We start from the raw sequence: 16,541 nt of genomic DNA on the forward strand, positions 1-16,541 counted from the left end.
GCCACTGATTATAGCGATGTCGCAGCTGTGGTCCTCAAAGCTGTGGAGTATGGACTCTATACTGCTAGCTAGGGTGTTTGGCGGCTCGTTGGTGATGAGATTGGATCGTGTGAGATTGGTGGGGGCTGTGCGGATCTGTGTGGGGGCAGAGCTGGATTCTAGTGTGGGGCTACTTTGCTGCTGCCCCCCCCTAATCGACTTTTGGCAGTGGTGCTAGACTCTTGCAAATGCTTCATCGCTTGAAATGCTCCTTAGAGAGTGTGGGTCTTGGATTGTGGGCTAGCTTTAAGCGTGTGCTTAAAGCTAGAGAAGTTATAGGGCGAAGTCTTTGATCTTGTCAAATTCTAGGTATTTATAGACTTTAGAGGTGTCTTGCCCTAGCTTTTGTGGGACTATTTGGAGGTATTCTTCAAGGCTTGGAAGTCGCCCGAGCTTGGCACACACCGCGCCTAGCTCCGCGCTGCCTAGATAGACTTGCGCGCCTTTACCCATACGATTGTCGAAGTTTCTTGTAGAGGTGGAGAAGACCACGGCATTATCTTTCACGCGCGCTTGATTGCCCATACAAAGGCTGCAGCCGGGCACTTCGATCCTAGCACCTGCTGCGCCAAAGAGAGAGAAGTAGCCCTCATCGCTTAGCTGCTTAGAATCCATTTTTGTAGGAGGCACAAGCCAAGTGCGTGTGGCAGACTGCCCTTCGTTTTTCATAATCTCGCCAAACGCCCTAAAATGCCCGATATTTGTCATACAGCTACCGATGAAGACTTCATCGATATTTTTGGGGCGTTTAGGATCTGCTAGGATCTCGCTTAGTGTGGCTACATCATCAGGGTCATTGGGGCAGGCTAGGATAGGATCTGTGATTTCATTTAGATCAATCTCAATCACCGCGGCATACTCGGCATCTTTATCCGCTCTTAGCAAGACGGGGTTATTGATCCACTCGCGCATTTTTTCCGCGCGGCGTGCTAGGGTCTTGGCATCGCCATAGCCGTCTTTGATCATTGCGTTGATGAGTGAAATATTGGATTCTAGGTATTCGATTATGGGCTCTTTGTTTAAGGCTATGGTGCAAGCAGCCGCACTGCGCTCGGCACTCGCATCACTTAGCTCAAACGCCTGCTCGACTTTGATATTTTCTAGCCCTTCGATCTCTAGGATTTTGCCGCTGAAGATGTTCTTTTTGTTTTGCTTGGGGACGGTTAGGAGTCCTTGCTTGATAGCGTAGTAAGGGATCGCATTGACAAGATCGCGCAGGGTGATGCCCGGATTCATCTTGCCTTTGAAGCGCACAAGCACGGATTCTGGCATATTAAGTGGCATAGAGCCTGTAACTGCCGCAAAGGCTACAAGCCCGCTGCCTGCTGGGAAGCTAATGCCTATGGGGAAGCGAGTGTGTGAGTCTCCACCTGTGCCAACGGTATCTGGCAGGCAGAAGCGATTGAGCCACGAGTGGATCACGCCATCTTTAGGGCGTAGGGCGACACCACCGCGATTGCGCATAAAATCTGGCAAAGTCGCTTGCAAGCTCACATCAGCAGGCTTGGGGTAGGCTGCTGTGTGGCAGAAGCTTTGCATCACAAAATCCGCGCTATAACTTAGGCTGGCAAGCTCTTTGACTTCATCGCGAGTCATAGCACCGGTGGTGTCTTGGCTGCCCACGGTGGTGGCGATTGGCTCGCAGTATTCGCCTGCTCTAACCCCATCTTTGCCGCACGCGCGACCGACCATTTTCTGCGCTAGGGTGAAGCCCTTGGTGCTAGATTGTGGCTGGGCAGGCTTGGCAAAGCCCTCAAACTCGCCTAGCCCTAGGAATTTACGCGCCTTGTTGGTAAGCCCTCGCCCGATGATAAGGGGGATCCTCCCGCCCGCGCGGATTTCATCAAAGATTGTATTTGGGCTTAAGGTGAATTTGCTTACCACCTCGCCATTTTTCACAATCTCGCCACTATAAGGCTTAAGCGTGATAATATCGCCCTCTTTTAGCTTATCGACATTGGCTACCACAGGCAAGCAGCCGCTATCTTCACAAGTGGCAAAAAATATTGGCGCGATAATGCCGCCTATCACAAAGCCGCCGCTTTTTTTGTTTGGCACAAATGGAATGTCATTGCCAAAATGCCATACGATAGAGTTGCAAGCGGATTTGCGGCTGCTACCTGTGCCGACCACATCGCCGACATACACGACACTAGCACCATTATCCTTGGCGATTTTTTTGATATTTTCTATGCGAGATTCGTAGTTATCTATGCGGCTTTTTAGCATAGCTTTAGCGTGAGTGGGTATATCACTTCTGGTGAAAGCATCGCTTGCTGGGCTTAGGTCATCGGTGTTGGTCTCGCCATCGATTTTAAGCACGGCAAGCTTAATCTCCTCTGGCAAGGCAGGCTTATGCAAAAACCACTCTGCATTTGCCCACGACTCGATGATTTCTTTTGCTAGGGTAGAAGTTTTGCTCATCGCCGCAATGGTATCAAAGGTGTCATAGATAAGCAGTGTGTGCTTTAGCCCATTTGCTGCGGTTTGTGCTACTTGCTTGTCGCTATTTTCTAGGGCTTTGATGAGATAGGGGACATTGTAGCCTCCTAGCATTGTGCCAAGTAGCTTTGCTGCTAGCTCTGGGGAGATGCTCTTGCAGGATTTGCCGGCGATGATCTCGCCTAAAAATTCAGCCTTAAGCTTGGCTCCTTCATCGACTCCGGGGCTTACGCGATTGGTGAGCAAATCAAGTGCGAAGTCTTGCTCCTCCTTGCTAGCAGCGGAATCTAGCAGGATTTTGATCACTTCGCTAACTTGCGTTTGCGTAAGTGGTAGTGGTGGGACGCCTTCTTTGGCTCGCTCTTGCACGGCGTTGTTGTAGTCTGTGATAAATGCTTGCATTGGGGTTCTCCTTTTCATTGTTGGGGTTGCTTTGAGAATTTCTAGTATAGCAAATCTTGCGCTAGCATAAGTTTAATTATTTCTTAACTTTTCTTTGTTTTATGCTTTGCAGTATGTGGCGTATAGCAGGATTTGCCTATGGCTTACAATCCGCCAAATCGCCTTGTGCGTGAGTGAAACTCCTCAATAATGCGCGCTAGCTCGTTGGTATTAAAATCTGGCCACAGCGTCTGGGTGAAAGCTAGCTCGGCATAGCTTGCTTGCCATAACAAAAAGTTTGAGAGTCGCTGCTCGCCACCTGTGCGGATAAGCAAATCCACATCGGGCATATCTGCAGTATCAAGCGCATTGGCTAGAGTGGATTCTAGGGCTTTGGCGGCTTCTTGCGGATCATCACTAAGCTTTGGGCTTGCTAGCACAATCTTGTGGCAGGCTCTGGTGATCTCATTGCGCGAGCCGTAGTTTAGGGCTAGGGTTTGGGTCAAGTTTGTGTAGTGGGAGGTGGAGGATTCTAGGTCTAAGATTAGATGCTTTAATGGCTGGGAGAAGAAGTCTATATCCCCAATCGCGCGGAATCTAATGGCATTGTCGTGGTAGGTCTTGGCTTCATCGCGCAAATATCGCTCTAAAAGCTTCATAAGGAAATCGACCTCTGTTTTGGGGCGATTCCAATTCTCTGTGGAGAAGGCATAGAGTGTGAGATAGCCTATATCGTGCTTGGCGCACCAATTTGTGATCGTGCGGACATTGCTCGCGCCTTTTTTATGTCCTGCTTGTCGTGGCTTGCCTTGTAGCTGTGCCCATCTGCCGTTGCCGTCCATAATGATTGCTAGGTGCATTGTATATCCTTTTTTTTGGTGGATTCGGCTTTGCGCGATAAATCGTGGATTGCTTCGCGCGTGCTGCAGTTACATACGCCAAGTATGCGCCCTTGCACGCACTCGCAAAACCCCGATTTATCATCGCAAATCCTAGAATCCTTTGTTTGCTCTTGTAGAGTTTGAGTGGTTTAAAAGTGGATTCTAGCCTAGAATCCACTTTTGCTGCTGCCTATTCACTTGGCTACAAAGCACATTTTGAGCCGTTTTCAATCCTTTGTGCTCGTGTAGAGTTTGGGTGGTTTCAAAAGTGGATTCTAGACTAGAATCCACTTTTGACATTGCTGCTTTTCTTGCTGCTCTAGAATCCACTTTCGCGCCTTATGACTAGATCCAATCACTTCCCCAAGCAAAACTGCCCAAACATACTATCAAGCACTTCTTCACTATTGTAGGGGTGGGTGATATGCCCTATGGATTCTAGGGCATCTTTGATATGGTAGGCAAACAGCTCTAATTCTAGGGAGTCTAGCTTGGTGCAAGCACTTTGTATATGGGCTTGTGTTTGTGCGATTGCCTCTTGCTGGTAGGGTGCGCTTAGGATAATGTCTTGGTAGGATTCTTGGGCTAGGGCTTGTGCGATCGCGCTATAAAGTATGCTAGCAGTGGCGGATTTATCTAGGGCATTTACCGCGATTGTAGCGGCAGAAGTGGATTCTAGGCTTTGGAGTGTGGCTGAATCTAGTCTGCTTGGGAGGTCGCATTTGTTGATTATAGGGAGTATTTTGGGGGGGCTTTGGCGGCTTGCGCCCTCTTCTTGCACGAGTGCTATTATCGCTTCATCTTGAGTATCTAGAGGGCTAGAGCCATCGAAAACGACAAGGATTATGCTCGCTTCTTTTAGGGCTTGGAGGCTCTTTTCTATGCCTTTGGATTCTAGGGGGTCGGTGCTTTGGTGTATGCCAGCGGTGTCAATAAGCCGCACGCGGTGAGATCCTATCAGCAACTCCTCTTCAATGCTATCGCGCGTGGTGCCGGCTATGGGAGAGGTGATGGCGCGATCATAGAGCAAAAGTGCATTAAGCAAGGAGGACTTGCCGACATTTGGCTTGCCGATAAGGCAAAGGCTGTGGCATTGATTGGGGCGAGCTTTGGAAAAGGTGTAGATATTGCTTAGGCGCGTGGCAAGGGCATCTAGCATAGAGTGGATTCTAGTGATAATATCGCTTGGAATGTCTTCTTCACTATAATCAATCATCACTTCTGTGTGAGCTAGGGCGTTTATAAGGCTTATGCGCACTTGCTTTACAAACGCTCCTAAATCGCCTTTTAGCTGCTTGGCTAATGCGCTTTGGAAAGAGGCGTCCCTTGTGGCAATCATCTGGGCTATGGCGTTTGCTTGAGCGAGATCTAAGCGACCATTGAGATAAGCGCGCTTGGTAAATTCCCCAGCCCTAGCGATCCTAGCTCCTAGGGCTAGGCATTGGCTTAGGATTTTGCTGCCGATGATCTCGCCGCCGTGGCACTGAAACTCCACGACTTCTTCACAAGTGTAGCTTCTTGGCGCGGCAAAATACAGCACTATGGCTTCATCGATAAGCGCGCCTTGCGTGTCATAGAGTGTGCGTAAGGCGGCGTAGCGTGGGGTGGGGAGCTGGTCTTTGATGATGGCTTGGGCGATTTGGGGGGCTAGCTCGCCACTCACACGCACGATACAAATCCCACCCACACCACTAGGGGTAGCAATAGCAGCTATGGTATCTTGCATATAAGTCCAGAATCTAGCGGTAAAAATCGTTAATCACGATATACCGCTCATTTTGGGCGTTTTGGCGGAAAGAGATGTATTTATCCGGAAATGTATCGCGGAGCTTTTTTAGCGCGATAAAGGCTAGAATCCCATCAAGCGGCTTGGTCTGGGCTTTGCCCTCTCGGCGCACTTCATTGATGATACCTACCAAATACGCCTCTATGGCTTCTTCTTGGTTTTGCAAAAATTGCGCGATTTCTAGGCGGATATTGTAGCCATAAGTGGGCTGGATCCAATTAAAAAGCAAGTAGGATAGGGCTTTGTAGCGGTAGCCTCTCTCACCGATCAATAAGGCAGAATCCGCTCCATCTAAGAAGATATAGAGCGTTTGTGGATCACAGAAGCTTACTTGAATCGTGTGGATTTTGTAGGGCATAAAGCTTAGCATTTCTTCAATAGCAGCGGTGATTTCTGCGATGATTTCGTCTTTTGTCTGAAATATTTGTGTCGTTTCTGGAGAATCTTTGAAAAACTCTGATGCGTTAAAAAACTCTTGATCTGTGGCTTGTGTAGGCTGGTGTAGCGCGGCACTCTGTGGTGCATGGGCGTGTGGGATAGGGGCTGTGGCGTGGGGCTTGTCTTTTAGACTAACGACAATAGTCGCTGGCTTTTTAAATAAGCCCAAAAACCCGCTAGATTCATACTGGATAACTTCATATTCTAGCTCCGTGACAGAGCAGCCAAACTCTAAAGCCGCTTGGCTTAATGCCTCTTGCAATGTCGGTGCAGTGATTTTTTTCATCGGTGTTATTCCTTGGTTTTTGGTTTGGTCTTTTGGGCGTGGTCTTTGCTAGGCTTTTTGTGCTTGGCGATTTCTACGGCTCTTTGCTTATCGATGATTTTGTTGATGACAAGCTGCATACCGATAGCAAAGATGTTGTTGATCGTCCAATACAGCACAAGCCCCGCTGGGAAAGTGATAAGGAAAAGCGTGAAAATAATAGGCAAAAGCTTGAAAATCCTTGCTTGCATAGGGTCTAGGGTATTTGGTGTGAGAGCTTGCTGGATATACATACTAGCCCCCATAAGAATAGGCAAGATAAAGTAAGGATCCATTACTGATAGATCGTGTATCCATAGAATCCACTGCGAGCTTTTAAGCTCCACAGCATTATAGAGCACGCGATAAATAGCGAAGAATACGGGGATTTGTAGTAGTAGTGGCAAGCAGCCACCAAGTGGGTTTGCGCCGTGCTTTTTGTAGAGCTGCATCATATGCATTTGCATTTTTTGCGGATCGCCTTTGTATTGCTCTTGGATTTCTTTCATTTTAGGCGTGAGATCTTTAAGCCGCTGCATACTCATAATACCCTTATAGCTAAGAGGGAAGAGGATTAGTCGCACAATAATCGTAAGCCCGATAATCGCCCAGCCCCAATTCCCCATAAGCATATAGAGCCACTCTAGGAGTAAAAATACCGGTTTAGCAAAAAAGGTGATAAGCCCATACTCCACGACATCAGTGAGCGGCTCGTAAATGGATTTTAGCAGCTGATAATTTTTGGGTCCTACATAGCCCTCTAGCTCGATATTAGAATCTAGCATAATATAGGGGATCGGGTGCTTTTTGCTATCGCCGACAACCTGTGCGTGCAGCCCTCGCACATCGCGTGTGAAAAGTAGCGTAGTGAAGTAGCGATCTGATGCAGAGATAAAAGGCACTTGTGTGAAAGACTGCCCCTCTAGCTTGGCGTCTTTGTCTTCGATTTTTTCTATGGTGCCTTTTAATCCATCGCTTTTTAGCACAACGCCGTGGAACGCATAGCCATCATCATCAGCAACCGGGCGCATACCGCTTGAGAGCGCGTAAGGTGTGGGCTTGGACATAGCGATATTTATGGTGTATTTCAAGCCATCATCATCATAGAAAAACTGCAGAGTTTTGGTTATGGTCATATTTGGCATTGTTTGCGTGAGTGTGAGCGTTTGTGGTGTGCCGTTGTTCTCTAAGGTGATATGGGCGTTTGAAGCCTTGTAGGTGGTGCTTGTGGCGTGGGCGTTTAGGGCTTGATCTTGGAAGCGGATCTCTAGTGGTAGAATAGTCTGTGGCGCGAAAAGTGGGAGTTTTTCTTGGGGTGTGGATTCTGCGGAGTTTAGCCCAAAGAGCTTGCCCAAATGGCTAAAAAAGCCTTCTTGTCTTGGGGCGGTGAATTTCTTGTCTTTCAAATAGACTTGTGCGATTCTCCCTAGATCATCAATCTCTACTTCCACGCTACTAGAAACAACGCGCGAGATGATAGGGCGTGCAGGTGCTTGAAATGGACTATCTTGGCTGGCTTGTGGGGCTTGATTGTGAGCAAAGTTGGGAGAGTCTGCTTGACTTGTGCTAGATTCTGTGGAGTCTAGCGATTTTGCTGTGTTTGCTTGCTCGCGCTTCTGCTGGGCTTTGCTTGGGTCTTGCACAAAGTAGCTGTAAATAATAATGAAGATAAAAGAAACAACAACGGCAAGTAGCACTCGAGAATTGGTATCATCTTTTTTCATTCGCGTATCCTTCTAAAATTTATATTTGTGTAAGGCTCTTGCTAGCTTTTTGTAGCTGTTTGGTAGAGACATCTGCAGTATGCGGGATTGAGATTGCATTACTTACTCCTAAGTGCTGGAATGATGGCATAGCAAGTAGCGTCTTGCGCGCTCTTGTGCGTATGGATAGGGACATACCAATACACAAAGTCTTGGGCGTGTGTGGATTCTAGGTCAATGCCCTTTGTAACTCCTATGCTATGTGCTAGAAATCGCTTTTTGATGATCGGGTATTCTATCCCGCCTTGTGCGAAAGGCTGGCAGCGCATAAGGCGATAAGCTATCTTCATCATCGCGTGAAGTGGATTCTCGTGTGTCAAAAGCAAACAAGCATAATGCGAACAAGTCGGGTAAAATCTACACGAGCTACCAAATAGCGGCGATAGAAGCACCTTATACAATCGCCATAGTCCCAGCACCATAGCCACCGCGATTTTGCTGCCTTTTTTGCGTGTGAGCAAAGCTGTCTGTCTTGCTACTATCATACTACATCACAGAATCTAGCAAGATTGCTTTGGTTGTGAATTTTAGCATAGGCATTTGTGGGCTTGTGTGCTGTTTCTCGCGAGCATTGAGCCACGCACAGGCTATCCTTGCTATGATTGCTTATGCTGTGAGACATTGCTTTATTTGCTGGGCTATGCATTGCTTGGGTGCGTGGGGCTTGGCTAGGCTTGGCTTTTGCCTTGTGTAAATGCTGCAGGATAAAGGCTAGCGTTTTGTGGAGTGAGTCTTGCAGCTCTGCAAAGCTCAAATCCGCTACACCGGGCTTAGCGACAAATACCAAGCACAATCCATACGCGATCTGCTCATTTGCACTGCATATCGCACGCACGCGTCTTTTTAGGCGGTTGCGCACTACGGCATTGCCAACTTTGCGAGAGATACTAAGCCCGAGCCTTGAAGGCTGCTTAGGAGAATCGTGATCGCGGTATAGGTGGGTGTTTGTGTGGGATCCTAGCGGGCTAGAGATCTTGCACACATAAAGCGTGAAGCCTTTAGCATAGCGCGAAAACCCACGCTTATAGACAAAGTCAAATTCTTGCTTGGTTTTAAGTGAATCCATAGCGACCTACTAGCGTTAGATTGCGAGTCGTTTGCGTCCTTTGGCGCGTCTTGCATTGATGACTCGGCGACCATTTTTTGTCTTCATTCTCTCGCGGAATCCGTGTGTCCTCTTGCGTGGTGTGTTGTGTGGTTGGTAAGTCCTTTTCATAAAAACCCTTTAAATTAAGTGTAAAGCGCGGATTCTAGCATAGCTTGCCTTAGGTATAGCTTGAAAATCTCTGTATTTACTTTTTGGCTATATCGTTGCATTGTTATTTTAGTATTGCTAGGAGTTGGTGTGTATAGGGGTGTTTATATAGCTCTTGGATTGGTGTTTGCTGTGTGGCTTGGTGGGTGCGCTCGCTTTGGCATTACGGCGGATTTTAGCGCGACAAAAGATGAGCTAGATATGCTTAAGCAAACAAGTGGCATAGAGATAAAAGCCTTGAAGCAAGGGGGCGTGAGCTATCAAAAGGGCGTGCAGATCTTGCGCTCTAGGCTTGTGGATTCTAGTGTGCAAGTTGAGCTTGGGCAAAAAGACATAGCCCATAGCGTGATTGTCCTTTATATCAGTGCGCAGCTAACGCCATCTGCAGCACAAAAGCACTCCGCACAATCCCTACTCTTTAGCCCGGCAAATATTAGTGCGCATATAGGAGGCGTGGCATTAGAGGTGGTGGATTATGACAGGCTGCGCAAGGGTGATTATGACTTTATTGAGATTTTGCAAGATTTCAATATCCCCACGCCCACGCCTAGTGTAAATGCCCAAATGGTGCATTATAATATCTCACCATTTTATTATGTGGCAAGTCCGGGGTTTTTATATTTCCCGCTTATGGCAAGCCCATTTATGATAGAAAATCCAAGCACAATCGCCTATGCACAAGAGAAGCGCGGTGCGCTTAAAGTGCTACTAATGAATGCCTTGCGAGAATCTAGCTTATCAAGCGACAAGGCACAAGGCGGCTTTGTTGTCATCAAGGACAAGGGCATTAAGCACAATGGCATAATGATAGTAGAAGTGCGGATTGTGGGTGAAGTGCATAGATTTGCCTTTAGGCTAGAGAAGTTAAAGTAGCAGTATGAATCACACACCATTTGATACGATTCTCAAAGCGCGAAATAATTACATAAAAAGCGTGCGTAAAGCTAGGCAGCCTAACGCCCCCAAGCCTAGCGGCGTAGAATCTACACAGGATTCTACTAAGAGTATCGCCCTAAACAATGCCAAAGAGCAATTTGTCTTAAAAGTTTCAATGTTTAGCGCGCTATTTTTAGCAGTATTTGGCGTGGGCTTTGGTGTGTGGATACAGAGCAAGGCGGTGATTTTTGATGGCTTTGTCGCGCTTATTAGCGTGGGGCTTGGTGCGCTTAGCGTGATCACTTCGCGCTACATCTATAAAGAAGATGATGATGTGTTTCAATACGGCTATGTGCGCTTTGAGCCTATGGTGAATTTTTTTAAATCATTGATTTTGGTGCTTGTGTGTTTGTATGCGTTTATCACTGCGCTAGAGAGTATATTTTCTGGTGGGTATGAGGTGCTGCTTGATGGGGCGGTGCTTTACACGCTGTGTGCTTTTGGCTTTTGTGCGCTGCTATTTGGCTATACGAGTGTGTATGCTAAGAGGCTAGATTCTGATCTCATCGGCGTGGATAATACAGAGTGGAAAATTGATTGTATCTTGTATCTAGGCACGCTTAGTGCATTTGCCTTGCTCTATGTGCTGCTAACTCCACTGCAATCGCACAATATAGAATCCCTGCGCAGTCTTATCCCCCTGGATTCTAGCCAGATTTTAATCCTCTCGCGCTATATTGATCCGGGGTTGCTTGCGATTTTGTCGCTGCTTTTATGTGTGAGTCCTGTGCGGATTTGTATCGCGAATTTTAAAGATCTCATTATGGTCGCGCCAAAGGATCTTGATGAGAAAATTACGCAGATTATGGAAGAGCTTAGTCAAAAGTTTGGCTTTGGTGATTATGATACACATACAGCAAAATCGGGGCGGTTCTATATGATAGAGATCAATATCTTAGTAGATTCTACGACAGATTGCGCGATCGCTTCTATCGATGATTTTGATAAAATCCGCGATCATATTGAAGCAGCCCTTGAGATCCCAAGCTATAAAATCTGGCTGTCTGTGAGCTTCACGGCTAATCCCAAATGGCTTTAGGCAGTGGGTATGCTAGCTTGACAAATTGCGCGTGCTTTTTGCTACAATAATCCACCACACAAACACAAAGAGTCAATATGAAAGATCTTATCATTGTAGAATCCCCAGCTAAAGCCAAGACGATTAAGGCATTTTTAGGCGATGGGTATGAAGTCATCGCGTCTAAAGGACATATTCGCGATTTGCCTAAATTTTCTTTCGGGATCAAGGTGGAAAATAGGCACTTTATCCCAGAGTATCAAATCCCTAGCGATCACAAAGAGCTTGTATCCCAGATCCAAAAGCTCTCCAAAAAGGCAAAGACTACTTACATCGCCACCGATGAAGATCGAGAGGGAGAAGCCATAGGCTATCACATCACACAAGCAATCGATAACACAAAGCCGCTAGAATCTTTCCCGCGCATAGTCTTCCACGAGATCACCAAAGGCGCGATTTTGCAGGCATTAGCACAGCCACGCACGATTGATATGGATAGAGTCAATGCCCAGCAAGCACGGCGACTACTTGATAGGATTGTGGGCTTTAAGCTTAGTGGGCTTATTGCTAGCAAAATTTCTAAAGGACTTTCTGCAGGCAGGGTGCAGAGTGCTGCGCTAAAGATTGTTGTCGATAGAGAGCGAGAGATACAGGCATTTACGCCGCAAGACTACTACACTATTTGCGCGGTGTTTAATGGTGTGCAAAGTGAGCTTACGCACTTCAGCGGACAAAAGCTACAAAAGTTTGATATAAGCACGCAGGAAATGGCGGATTCTATGGTGCAAGCCTTGCTAGAATCCACTTTCACTATCCGCGACATTAGCAAAAAGGAAAAAAAGTCTCAAACGCCTCCGCCATTTATGACTTCTACCTTGCAGCAAAGCGCGTCATCTACTCTTGGCTACTCGCCTACGCGCACGATGAGCATCGCCCAGCGTTTGTATGAAGGCGTGGCGACAGATAGTGGGGTTATGGGTGTTATCACCTATATGCGCACAGATAGCCTAAATATCGCTACAATCGCCCAAGAAGCCGCACGCAAATACATCGGGGAAAAGTATGGAGCAAGCTATGTCCCAGATAAGCCCAAAATCTACACGAGAAACGCCAAAAGTGCGCAAGAAGCGCACGAAGCCATCCGCCCTACAAATATCAACTTCACGCCAGAAATCGCCAAATCCTACCTAAAGCCCGATGAGCTAAAGCTCTATACACTGATTTATAAGAGATTTTTAGCCTCTCAAAGCACAGAAGCCATCTATGAAGTGCAAAATGTGTTTTTCACAAGTGAAAGGGGCGAGTGTAAGGCGCACGGCAGGAAACTGCTTTTTGATGGATATTTGGCTATTTTAGGCAATGATGATAAAGACTCTTTGCTACCTGATTTTACGCTTAATGCTCTCATCACACCAGAATCTATCGCCGCACAAAAGCACACCACAGAGCCACCAGCACGCTACTCTGAAGCAAGCCTTATCAAAATGCTAGAATCCCTAGGCATAGGGCGTCCTAGCACTTATGCACCCACGATTTCTCTGCTTGCTTCTAGGGAGTATATCGCTATCCAAAACCGCCAGCTTATCCCGCAAGAATCCGCTTTTCAAGTCATCACGCTTTTAGAGGAGCATTTTTGCGAAATAGTGGATTCTGCCTTTAGTGCGGATATGGAAGAAAAGCTTGATGAAATCGCGCTTGCCAAGCACTCTTGGCAGGAAGTGTTGTGGGATTTTTACGAGCCATTTATGGCGAAAATCACGCAGGGCAAAACAACCATCGCTAGTCAAAAGATCGCCACACCTACGGGAGAGTTTTGCCCAGAGTGTGGCAAGGAGCTTGTAAAGCGCAAGAGTCGCTATGGAGAGTTTGTAGGCTGCAGCGGCTACCCCAAATGCAAATACATTAAAAAAGAAGATCAACCTCTAGAATCCAGTGAAGAAGTGTGTGAGAAATGCGGCAGGGCAATGGTGAGAAAATTTGGCAAAAGGGGAGAGTTTTTAGCGTGTAGCGGCTACCCAGAGTGCAAAAATGCCAAGCCCTTAAATGGTGCAAGTGGCGAGAAAAGCCCTAGGGCAAGCCTTGAAGTCCCTTGTCCAGAGTGCAAGGGCGAGCTTGTGCAAAGACAAAGCCGCAGGGGGAGCTTCTATGGCTGTAAAAACTACCCAAAATGCACCTTTTTGACGGCGTTGCAGCCTACTAATCTTGCGTGTAAAGAGTGTGGCTATATGCTTGGGCAAAAGCAGCTAAAAAGTGGCGAAGTGCTTGAGTGCTTGCGGTGCAAGGCACGCTATGATGGGCAGACACAAGAGCCTTTGGGCAAGGCTCCTGCCAAAACTCTAGCCACAGCTTCCGCTAAAACTTCTACCAAAGCCCCCGCCACATCGCGCACAAGCAAGGCAAAAAAGGCATAGATCGTGCCGCAAAAGACAAAAAAATCAAGCATAGATTCTAGCTCCAATCCCCTAGAATCCATAATCTTTGGTCCGGTGCGATCGCGCCGCTTTGGGCTATCGCTTGGCGTGGATCTCTCACCAAGCCATAAGCAATGCAACTTTGACTGCGTGTATTGCGAGCTACACAAGGCAGGTCCTATGGACTCTATGGAAGTCGTGCTGCCACCACAAGCGGTGATACAAGCGATCAAGCAAGCGTTGCAGGTCCATAGGGCGATTGATGTGCTAAGCTTCACTGCCACAGGCGAGCCTACACTCTATCCGCATTTGTATGAAGTCATCACTGCGGTTACGCCATTTTTGCCACAAGGCACAAAATCGCTAATCCTAAGCAATGGCTCAAATCTTGTAGCCCAAAAGCACGCGTTAAATGCTTTTGATATGGTGAAGTTTTCTTTAGATGCGGTGGTGCCTAGCGCGTTTAAAAAGGTAGATCGCCCAAGCAAAAGCCTTGATATAGCGCAGATTTTGCATGGGATTAGGGAGTTTGCCTCTAGCTACAAGGGCGAACTTATCGCAGAAGTGCTGCTTGTGCAAGGGCATAATGACACGCAAGAAAATCTCTATGCTATCGCAGAATTTCTGCGCCAGATCCCTATATCTCGCGTGGATTTAGGGAGTATCGATCGCCCAAGTGCCTATGCAGTAAAGCCTCTAGGCAATGAGCGATTGCAAGAGATGGCAGAGATTTTTAGCGGTTTGCCGCTTATGCTGCCTAGCCGAGTGAGCTCCAAAAACCAAGATAGCCAAGATGATCTAGCCCAGAATCCACCTGCAAAAAGCTCACCTCGCAGCAAAGAGACATTGCTAAAGCTCATCGCCACGCGTCCTATTGCCTGCGATGAAGCTGCACAAATCTTTAGCCCGCAAGAATTAGCCCAGCTACAAACACTCATCGCTCAAGGTGCTGTTATCATCAAGCAGCAAGGGGGAAATAAATTTTATACAGCAAAGCACTAAGGCTCTCAAAGCTAGATTCTCGTGTAAATGCGGCTTCTAGGTTTGTGGTATTTATTGTTTTTGTTTGGATTGCCAAGTGTTGCTTATACCAAAGCTGTGATGATAAAGGGCTGTCATTATAAGCTTTAAAAAGTGGATTCTAGTAGCACTCATTTTTCATAAGTTGATTTCTCCTACTCTCTCACTTGCAGGTGGATTGCTCGCGTGGCGATTCATAAAACAAATCTAGAATCCAACCAAAAATACCCAAACCTAGAATCTAGTTTTAAAAAGTGGATTCTATAAGGCGTGGTGATTTCATTAGCGCGGATTCTAGGGATTACCACGCGAGGTAAGTGTGCCAGCTTATAATGACACAGATGAGATTATAGGGGGATTTAGTTTTTGAGCTAAAATCCTTTAATAGACCACTAGTCTTATCTCCTTGCTCGCCTTGCAAAACAAGGGACACCGCTCGGCGCAAGCCGATGTTTCTTGAGAAAGCCCCAGATTCTCCCTCCGCGATCTTAGAATCCAGCGACTCTTTTGGCGTTTCTGTCTGCGTGCTTGGCGTGGTGTCGCTCTCTTTTTCAGTCTGCGGCTCTTTTGGATTGACTGCGCTATCACTTTGCGCCGCGTTAGAATCCTGCGCCGTGCTTGGTGTGGCTTCTTGGGCTAGCTCGCTAGAATCCGCGTTTTTATCGTCATCGCGAGCCGACTTGTCGGCGTGGCGATCCATACTAGAATCCATAGAATCGCCGCTAGAATCTGCGCTAGAATCCACTTTTTGCGGCTCGGCTTGGCTGCTCTCTTGTGTGGATTCTAGGCTTGGGCTGTTTTCTTGCTCTTCTAGGTTTGTTTCTTGGCTTGGCTCTTGGCTCTTTTGGGCGGTGGGCTTTGTGGCTTGTCTTTTCATTTTTACCCCTTTTTGCTTGGCATTGTGCTACAACTCCCCGCACTAAAAAAGGGGTAAAGCCCCCCCTATAATCTCCCCCTTTTCTAGCTTCTCCACTTTTACCCTGTGCGAAATAAACTTCTGCCCTCTGGGTAGATGATATAATCTGTGTTATTCCCCCCTAGTAAATACGCGCTATTGAAGGTATAGTCCTCTAGCTCTTTGTGATACCTTTTGAAATACTCAAACACCTCTATGATGTCGCTCCTATCACTACCAAAAAACAAATACGGCTTTTGCACCCTCTCTATGAGGCTAAAAAACTGCCCCAAGCTAAAGTGATCTTTATAGTTCCCTACTTGTGTCTGCAAGTAGGGTGGATCTAGGATTAGGCATTTGTTTTTATATGATTTATAGCTATCTAGGAGCTCTATGAAGTCTAGGGATACTCTCTCCACGCCGTGAAGGTATCCCTGCGCGCTAAGCCTTGTGACACTTATATTGTTATAAAAGGTGGCTTTGCTAAGCTCTGTAAAATCTCTTGCATAATTCCCAGAAAAAAGCAGGTAAGAGCTAAGTGTAGTATAGTCGATATACTCGCCCTGTGTCTCTAGAGCGTGGATATGCGCTAAAATCTCTTGCTTTATCTCCTTTGGTAAAGCGTTTTGATACTCACCATCGCGCACTTTTTCATAGATCCACTCGCGCAAGCTTTCTGTCTGTGGGATATGATCTAGCCGCTTTTGGTAGTTGTCATAGTCATTCCATATCACTTGATTGCGCGGATACCATTGCTTGATATTATGCGCGACAAGCCCTGATCCGCCAAACACATCGATAAATATGCTCTCCCCATCGATCTCCCCATCTGCTCTCATAGTCTCTAGCACTTGCTTGATATGCTTTAGCATATTTCTCTTATTTCCCATAAAGGGTAGCGGCGGCTTTGTGTAAATCATCTTTGCCCTTGTGTTTTTGCGTGATTATTCACTAAACACAAGCACACAAAAA

The 16,541-nt window shown here is 46.9% G+C and carries 17 protein-coding genes; 6 read left to right on the top strand and 11 right to left on the bottom strand.

What is annotated here, in order from left to right; translation table 11 throughout:
* Positions 1–49: 49 nt before the first annotated feature.
* On the top strand, positions 50–217 hold the full coding sequence (locus DX060_RS11405) for a hypothetical protein (protein ID WP_181814231.1): 168 nt from the start codon (positions 50–52) through the stop codon (positions 215–217).
* A gap of 95 nt (positions 218–312) precedes the next feature.
* On the opposite strand, the gene acnB is transcribed toward DX060_RS11405, so the two are convergent.
* Positions 313–2,883 carry a bifunctional aconitate hydratase 2/2-methylisocitrate dehydratase gene (gene acnB, locus DX060_RS07165; protein ID WP_115011814.1) on the bottom strand — a complete coding sequence of 857 codons (2,571 nt, stop codon included), beginning with the start codon at positions 2,881–2,883 and terminating at the stop codon, positions 313–315.
* Positions 2,884–3,026: 143 nt separating this feature from the next.
* The gene (locus tag DX060_RS07170) at positions 3,027–3,722 is read right to left on the bottom strand and encodes a di-trans,poly-cis-decaprenylcistransferase (RefSeq protein WP_115011815.1); all 696 of its coding nucleotides are present in this window, start codon (positions 3,720–3,722) and stop codon (positions 3,027–3,029) included.
* Here DX060_RS07170 and DX060_RS11410 point away from each other — a divergent pair.
* Entirely contained in the window at positions 3,717–3,887 is a 171-nt protein-coding gene (locus tag DX060_RS11410; protein WP_181814232.1) for a hypothetical protein, read from the top strand. The genes DX060_RS07170 and DX060_RS11410 overlap by 6 nt on opposite strands.
* Positions 3,888–3,905: 18 nt before the next feature.
* Here DX060_RS11410 and DX060_RS11415 read toward each other — a convergent pair whose 3' ends face one another.
* The 7 genes from DX060_RS11415 to rpmH form a co-directional block, all read right to left on the bottom strand.
* A complete protein-coding gene (locus DX060_RS11415) occupies positions 3,906–4,073 on the bottom strand; it encodes a hypothetical protein (RefSeq protein WP_181814233.1) in 168 nt (55 codons plus the stop codon).
* Between the two features lie 25 nt (positions 4,074–4,098).
* Complete coding sequence (gene mnmE / locus DX060_RS07175; protein WP_115011816.1) at positions 4,099–5,469, bottom strand: tRNA uridine-5-carboxymethylaminomethyl(34) synthesis GTPase MnmE; 1,371 nt, start codon at positions 5,467–5,469, stop codon at positions 4,099–4,101.
* Between the two features lie 13 nt (positions 5,470–5,482).
* Positions 5,483–6,253, bottom strand: a complete 771-nt coding sequence (locus tag DX060_RS07180; RefSeq protein WP_115011817.1) for a Jag N-terminal domain-containing protein — start codon at positions 6,251–6,253, stop codon at positions 5,483–5,485.
* Between the two features lie 5 nt (positions 6,254–6,258).
* On the bottom strand, positions 6,259–7,995 hold the full coding sequence (yidC, locus tag DX060_RS07185; RefSeq protein WP_115011818.1) for a membrane protein insertase YidC: 1,737 nt from the start codon (positions 7,993–7,995) through the stop codon (positions 6,259–6,261).
* Positions 7,996–8,093: 98 nt separating this feature from the next.
* Positions 8,094–8,456 (bottom strand): membrane protein insertion efficiency factor YidD, encoded by a 363-nt coding sequence (yidD, locus tag DX060_RS07190; protein ID WP_115012338.1) that lies wholly within the window; start codon positions 8,454–8,456, stop codon positions 8,094–8,096.
* A gap of 59 nt (positions 8,457–8,515) precedes the next feature.
* Positions 8,516–9,100 carry a ribonuclease P protein component gene (rnpA, locus tag DX060_RS07195; RefSeq protein ID WP_115011819.1) on the bottom strand — a complete coding sequence of 195 codons (585 nt, stop codon included), beginning with the start codon at positions 9,098–9,100 and terminating at the stop codon, positions 8,516–8,518.
* A gap of 15 nt (positions 9,101–9,115) precedes the next feature.
* On the bottom strand, positions 9,116–9,250 hold the full coding sequence (rpmH, locus tag DX060_RS07200) for a 50S ribosomal protein L34 (RefSeq protein ID WP_084330947.1): 135 nt from the start codon (positions 9,248–9,250) through the stop codon (positions 9,116–9,118).
* Positions 9,251–9,379: 129 nt separating this feature from the next.
* Between rpmH and DX060_RS07205 the strand changes: the two genes are divergently transcribed.
* The 4 genes from DX060_RS07205 to DX060_RS07220 all read left to right on the top strand — a co-directional run bounded on the left by DX060_RS07205 (position 9,380) and on the right by DX060_RS07220 (position 14,656).
* Positions 9,380–10,162 (top strand): hypothetical protein, encoded by a 783-nt coding sequence (locus DX060_RS07205; protein WP_115011820.1) that lies wholly within the window; start codon positions 9,380–9,382, stop codon positions 10,160–10,162.
* Positions 10,163–10,166: 4 nt separating this feature from the next.
* Positions 10,167–11,264: a cation diffusion facilitator family transporter gene (locus DX060_RS07210; protein ID WP_115011821.1), complete on the top strand. Its 1,098-nt coding sequence runs from the start codon at positions 10,167–10,169 to the stop codon at positions 11,262–11,264.
* A gap of 77 nt (positions 11,265–11,341) precedes the next feature.
* A complete protein-coding gene (topA, locus tag DX060_RS07215; RefSeq protein ID WP_115011822.1) occupies positions 11,342–13,654 on the top strand; it encodes a type I DNA topoisomerase in 2,313 nt (770 codons plus the stop codon).
* A 3-nt stretch (positions 13,655–13,657) separates the two neighbouring features.
* Positions 13,658–14,656 carry a radical SAM protein gene (locus DX060_RS07220; protein ID WP_258552250.1) on the top strand — a complete coding sequence of 333 codons (999 nt, stop codon included), beginning with the start codon at positions 13,658–13,660 and terminating at the stop codon, positions 14,654–14,656.
* Between the two features lie 319 nt (positions 14,657–14,975).
* Here the strand turns inward: DX060_RS07220 and DX060_RS07225 are convergent, their stop codons facing one another.
* Both DX060_RS07225 and DX060_RS07230 read right to left on the bottom strand, forming a co-directional pair.
* Entirely contained in the window at positions 14,976–15,551 is a 576-nt protein-coding gene (locus DX060_RS07225) for a hypothetical protein (protein WP_115011823.1), read from the bottom strand.
* 98 nt (positions 15,552–15,649) lie between these two features.
* A complete protein-coding gene (locus DX060_RS07230) occupies positions 15,650–16,489 on the bottom strand; it encodes a DNA adenine methylase (protein ID WP_115011824.1) in 840 nt (279 codons plus the stop codon).
* Between the last annotated feature and the right edge of the window lie 52 nt (positions 16,490–16,541).

Origin of the sequence: Helicobacter canis, assembly GCF_900451095.1 — a bacterium.
In the GTDB taxonomy this organism is placed as follows: Bacteria; Campylobacterota; Campylobacteria; order Campylobacterales; family Helicobacteraceae; genus Helicobacter_B; species Helicobacter_B zhangjianzhongii.

Bases quoted from the DNA above. Each gene is read 5' to 3' on its own strand.
- DX060_RS11405 (WP_181814231.1), top strand. From the start codon at position 50: ATGGACTCTATACTGCTAGCTAGGGTGTTTGGCGGCTCGTTGGTGATG.
- acnB (WP_115011814.1), bottom strand. From the start codon at position 2,883: ATGCAAGCATTTATCACAGACTACAACAACGCCGTGCAAGAGCGAGCC.
- DX060_RS07170 (WP_115011815.1), bottom strand. From the start codon at position 3,722: ATGCACCTAGCAATCATTATGGACGGCAACGGCAGATGGGCACAGCTA.
- mnmE (WP_115011816.1), bottom strand. From the start codon at position 5,469: ATGCAAGATACCATAGCTGCTATTGCTACCCCTAGTGGTGTGGGTGGG.
- DX060_RS07180 (WP_115011817.1), bottom strand. From the start codon at position 6,253: ATGAAAAAAATCACTGCACCGACATTGCAAGAGGCATTAAGCCAAGCG.
- yidC (WP_115011818.1), bottom strand. From the start codon at position 7,995: ATGAAAAAAGATGATACCAATTCTCGAGTGCTACTTGCCGTTGTTGTT.
- yidD (WP_115012338.1), bottom strand. From the start codon at position 8,456: ATGGTGCTGGGACTATGGCGATTGTATAAGGTGCTTCTATCGCCGCTA.
- rnpA (WP_115011819.1), bottom strand. From the start codon at position 9,100: ATGGATTCACTTAAAACCAAGCAAGAATTTGACTTTGTCTATAAGCGT.
- rpmH (WP_084330947.1), bottom strand. From the start codon at position 9,250: ATGAAAAGGACTTACCAACCACACAACACACCACGCAAGAGGACACAC.
- DX060_RS07210 (WP_115011821.1), top strand. From the start codon at position 10,167: ATGAATCACACACCATTTGATACGATTCTCAAAGCGCGAAATAATTAC.
- topA (WP_115011822.1), top strand. From the start codon at position 11,342: ATGAAAGATCTTATCATTGTAGAATCCCCAGCTAAAGCCAAGACGATT.
- DX060_RS07225 (WP_115011823.1), bottom strand. From the start codon at position 15,551: ATGAAAAGACAAGCCACAAAGCCCACCGCCCAAAAGAGCCAAGAGCCA.
- DX060_RS07230 (WP_115011824.1), bottom strand. From the start codon at position 16,489: ATGATTTACACAAAGCCGCCGCTACCCTTTATGGGAAATAAGAGAAAT.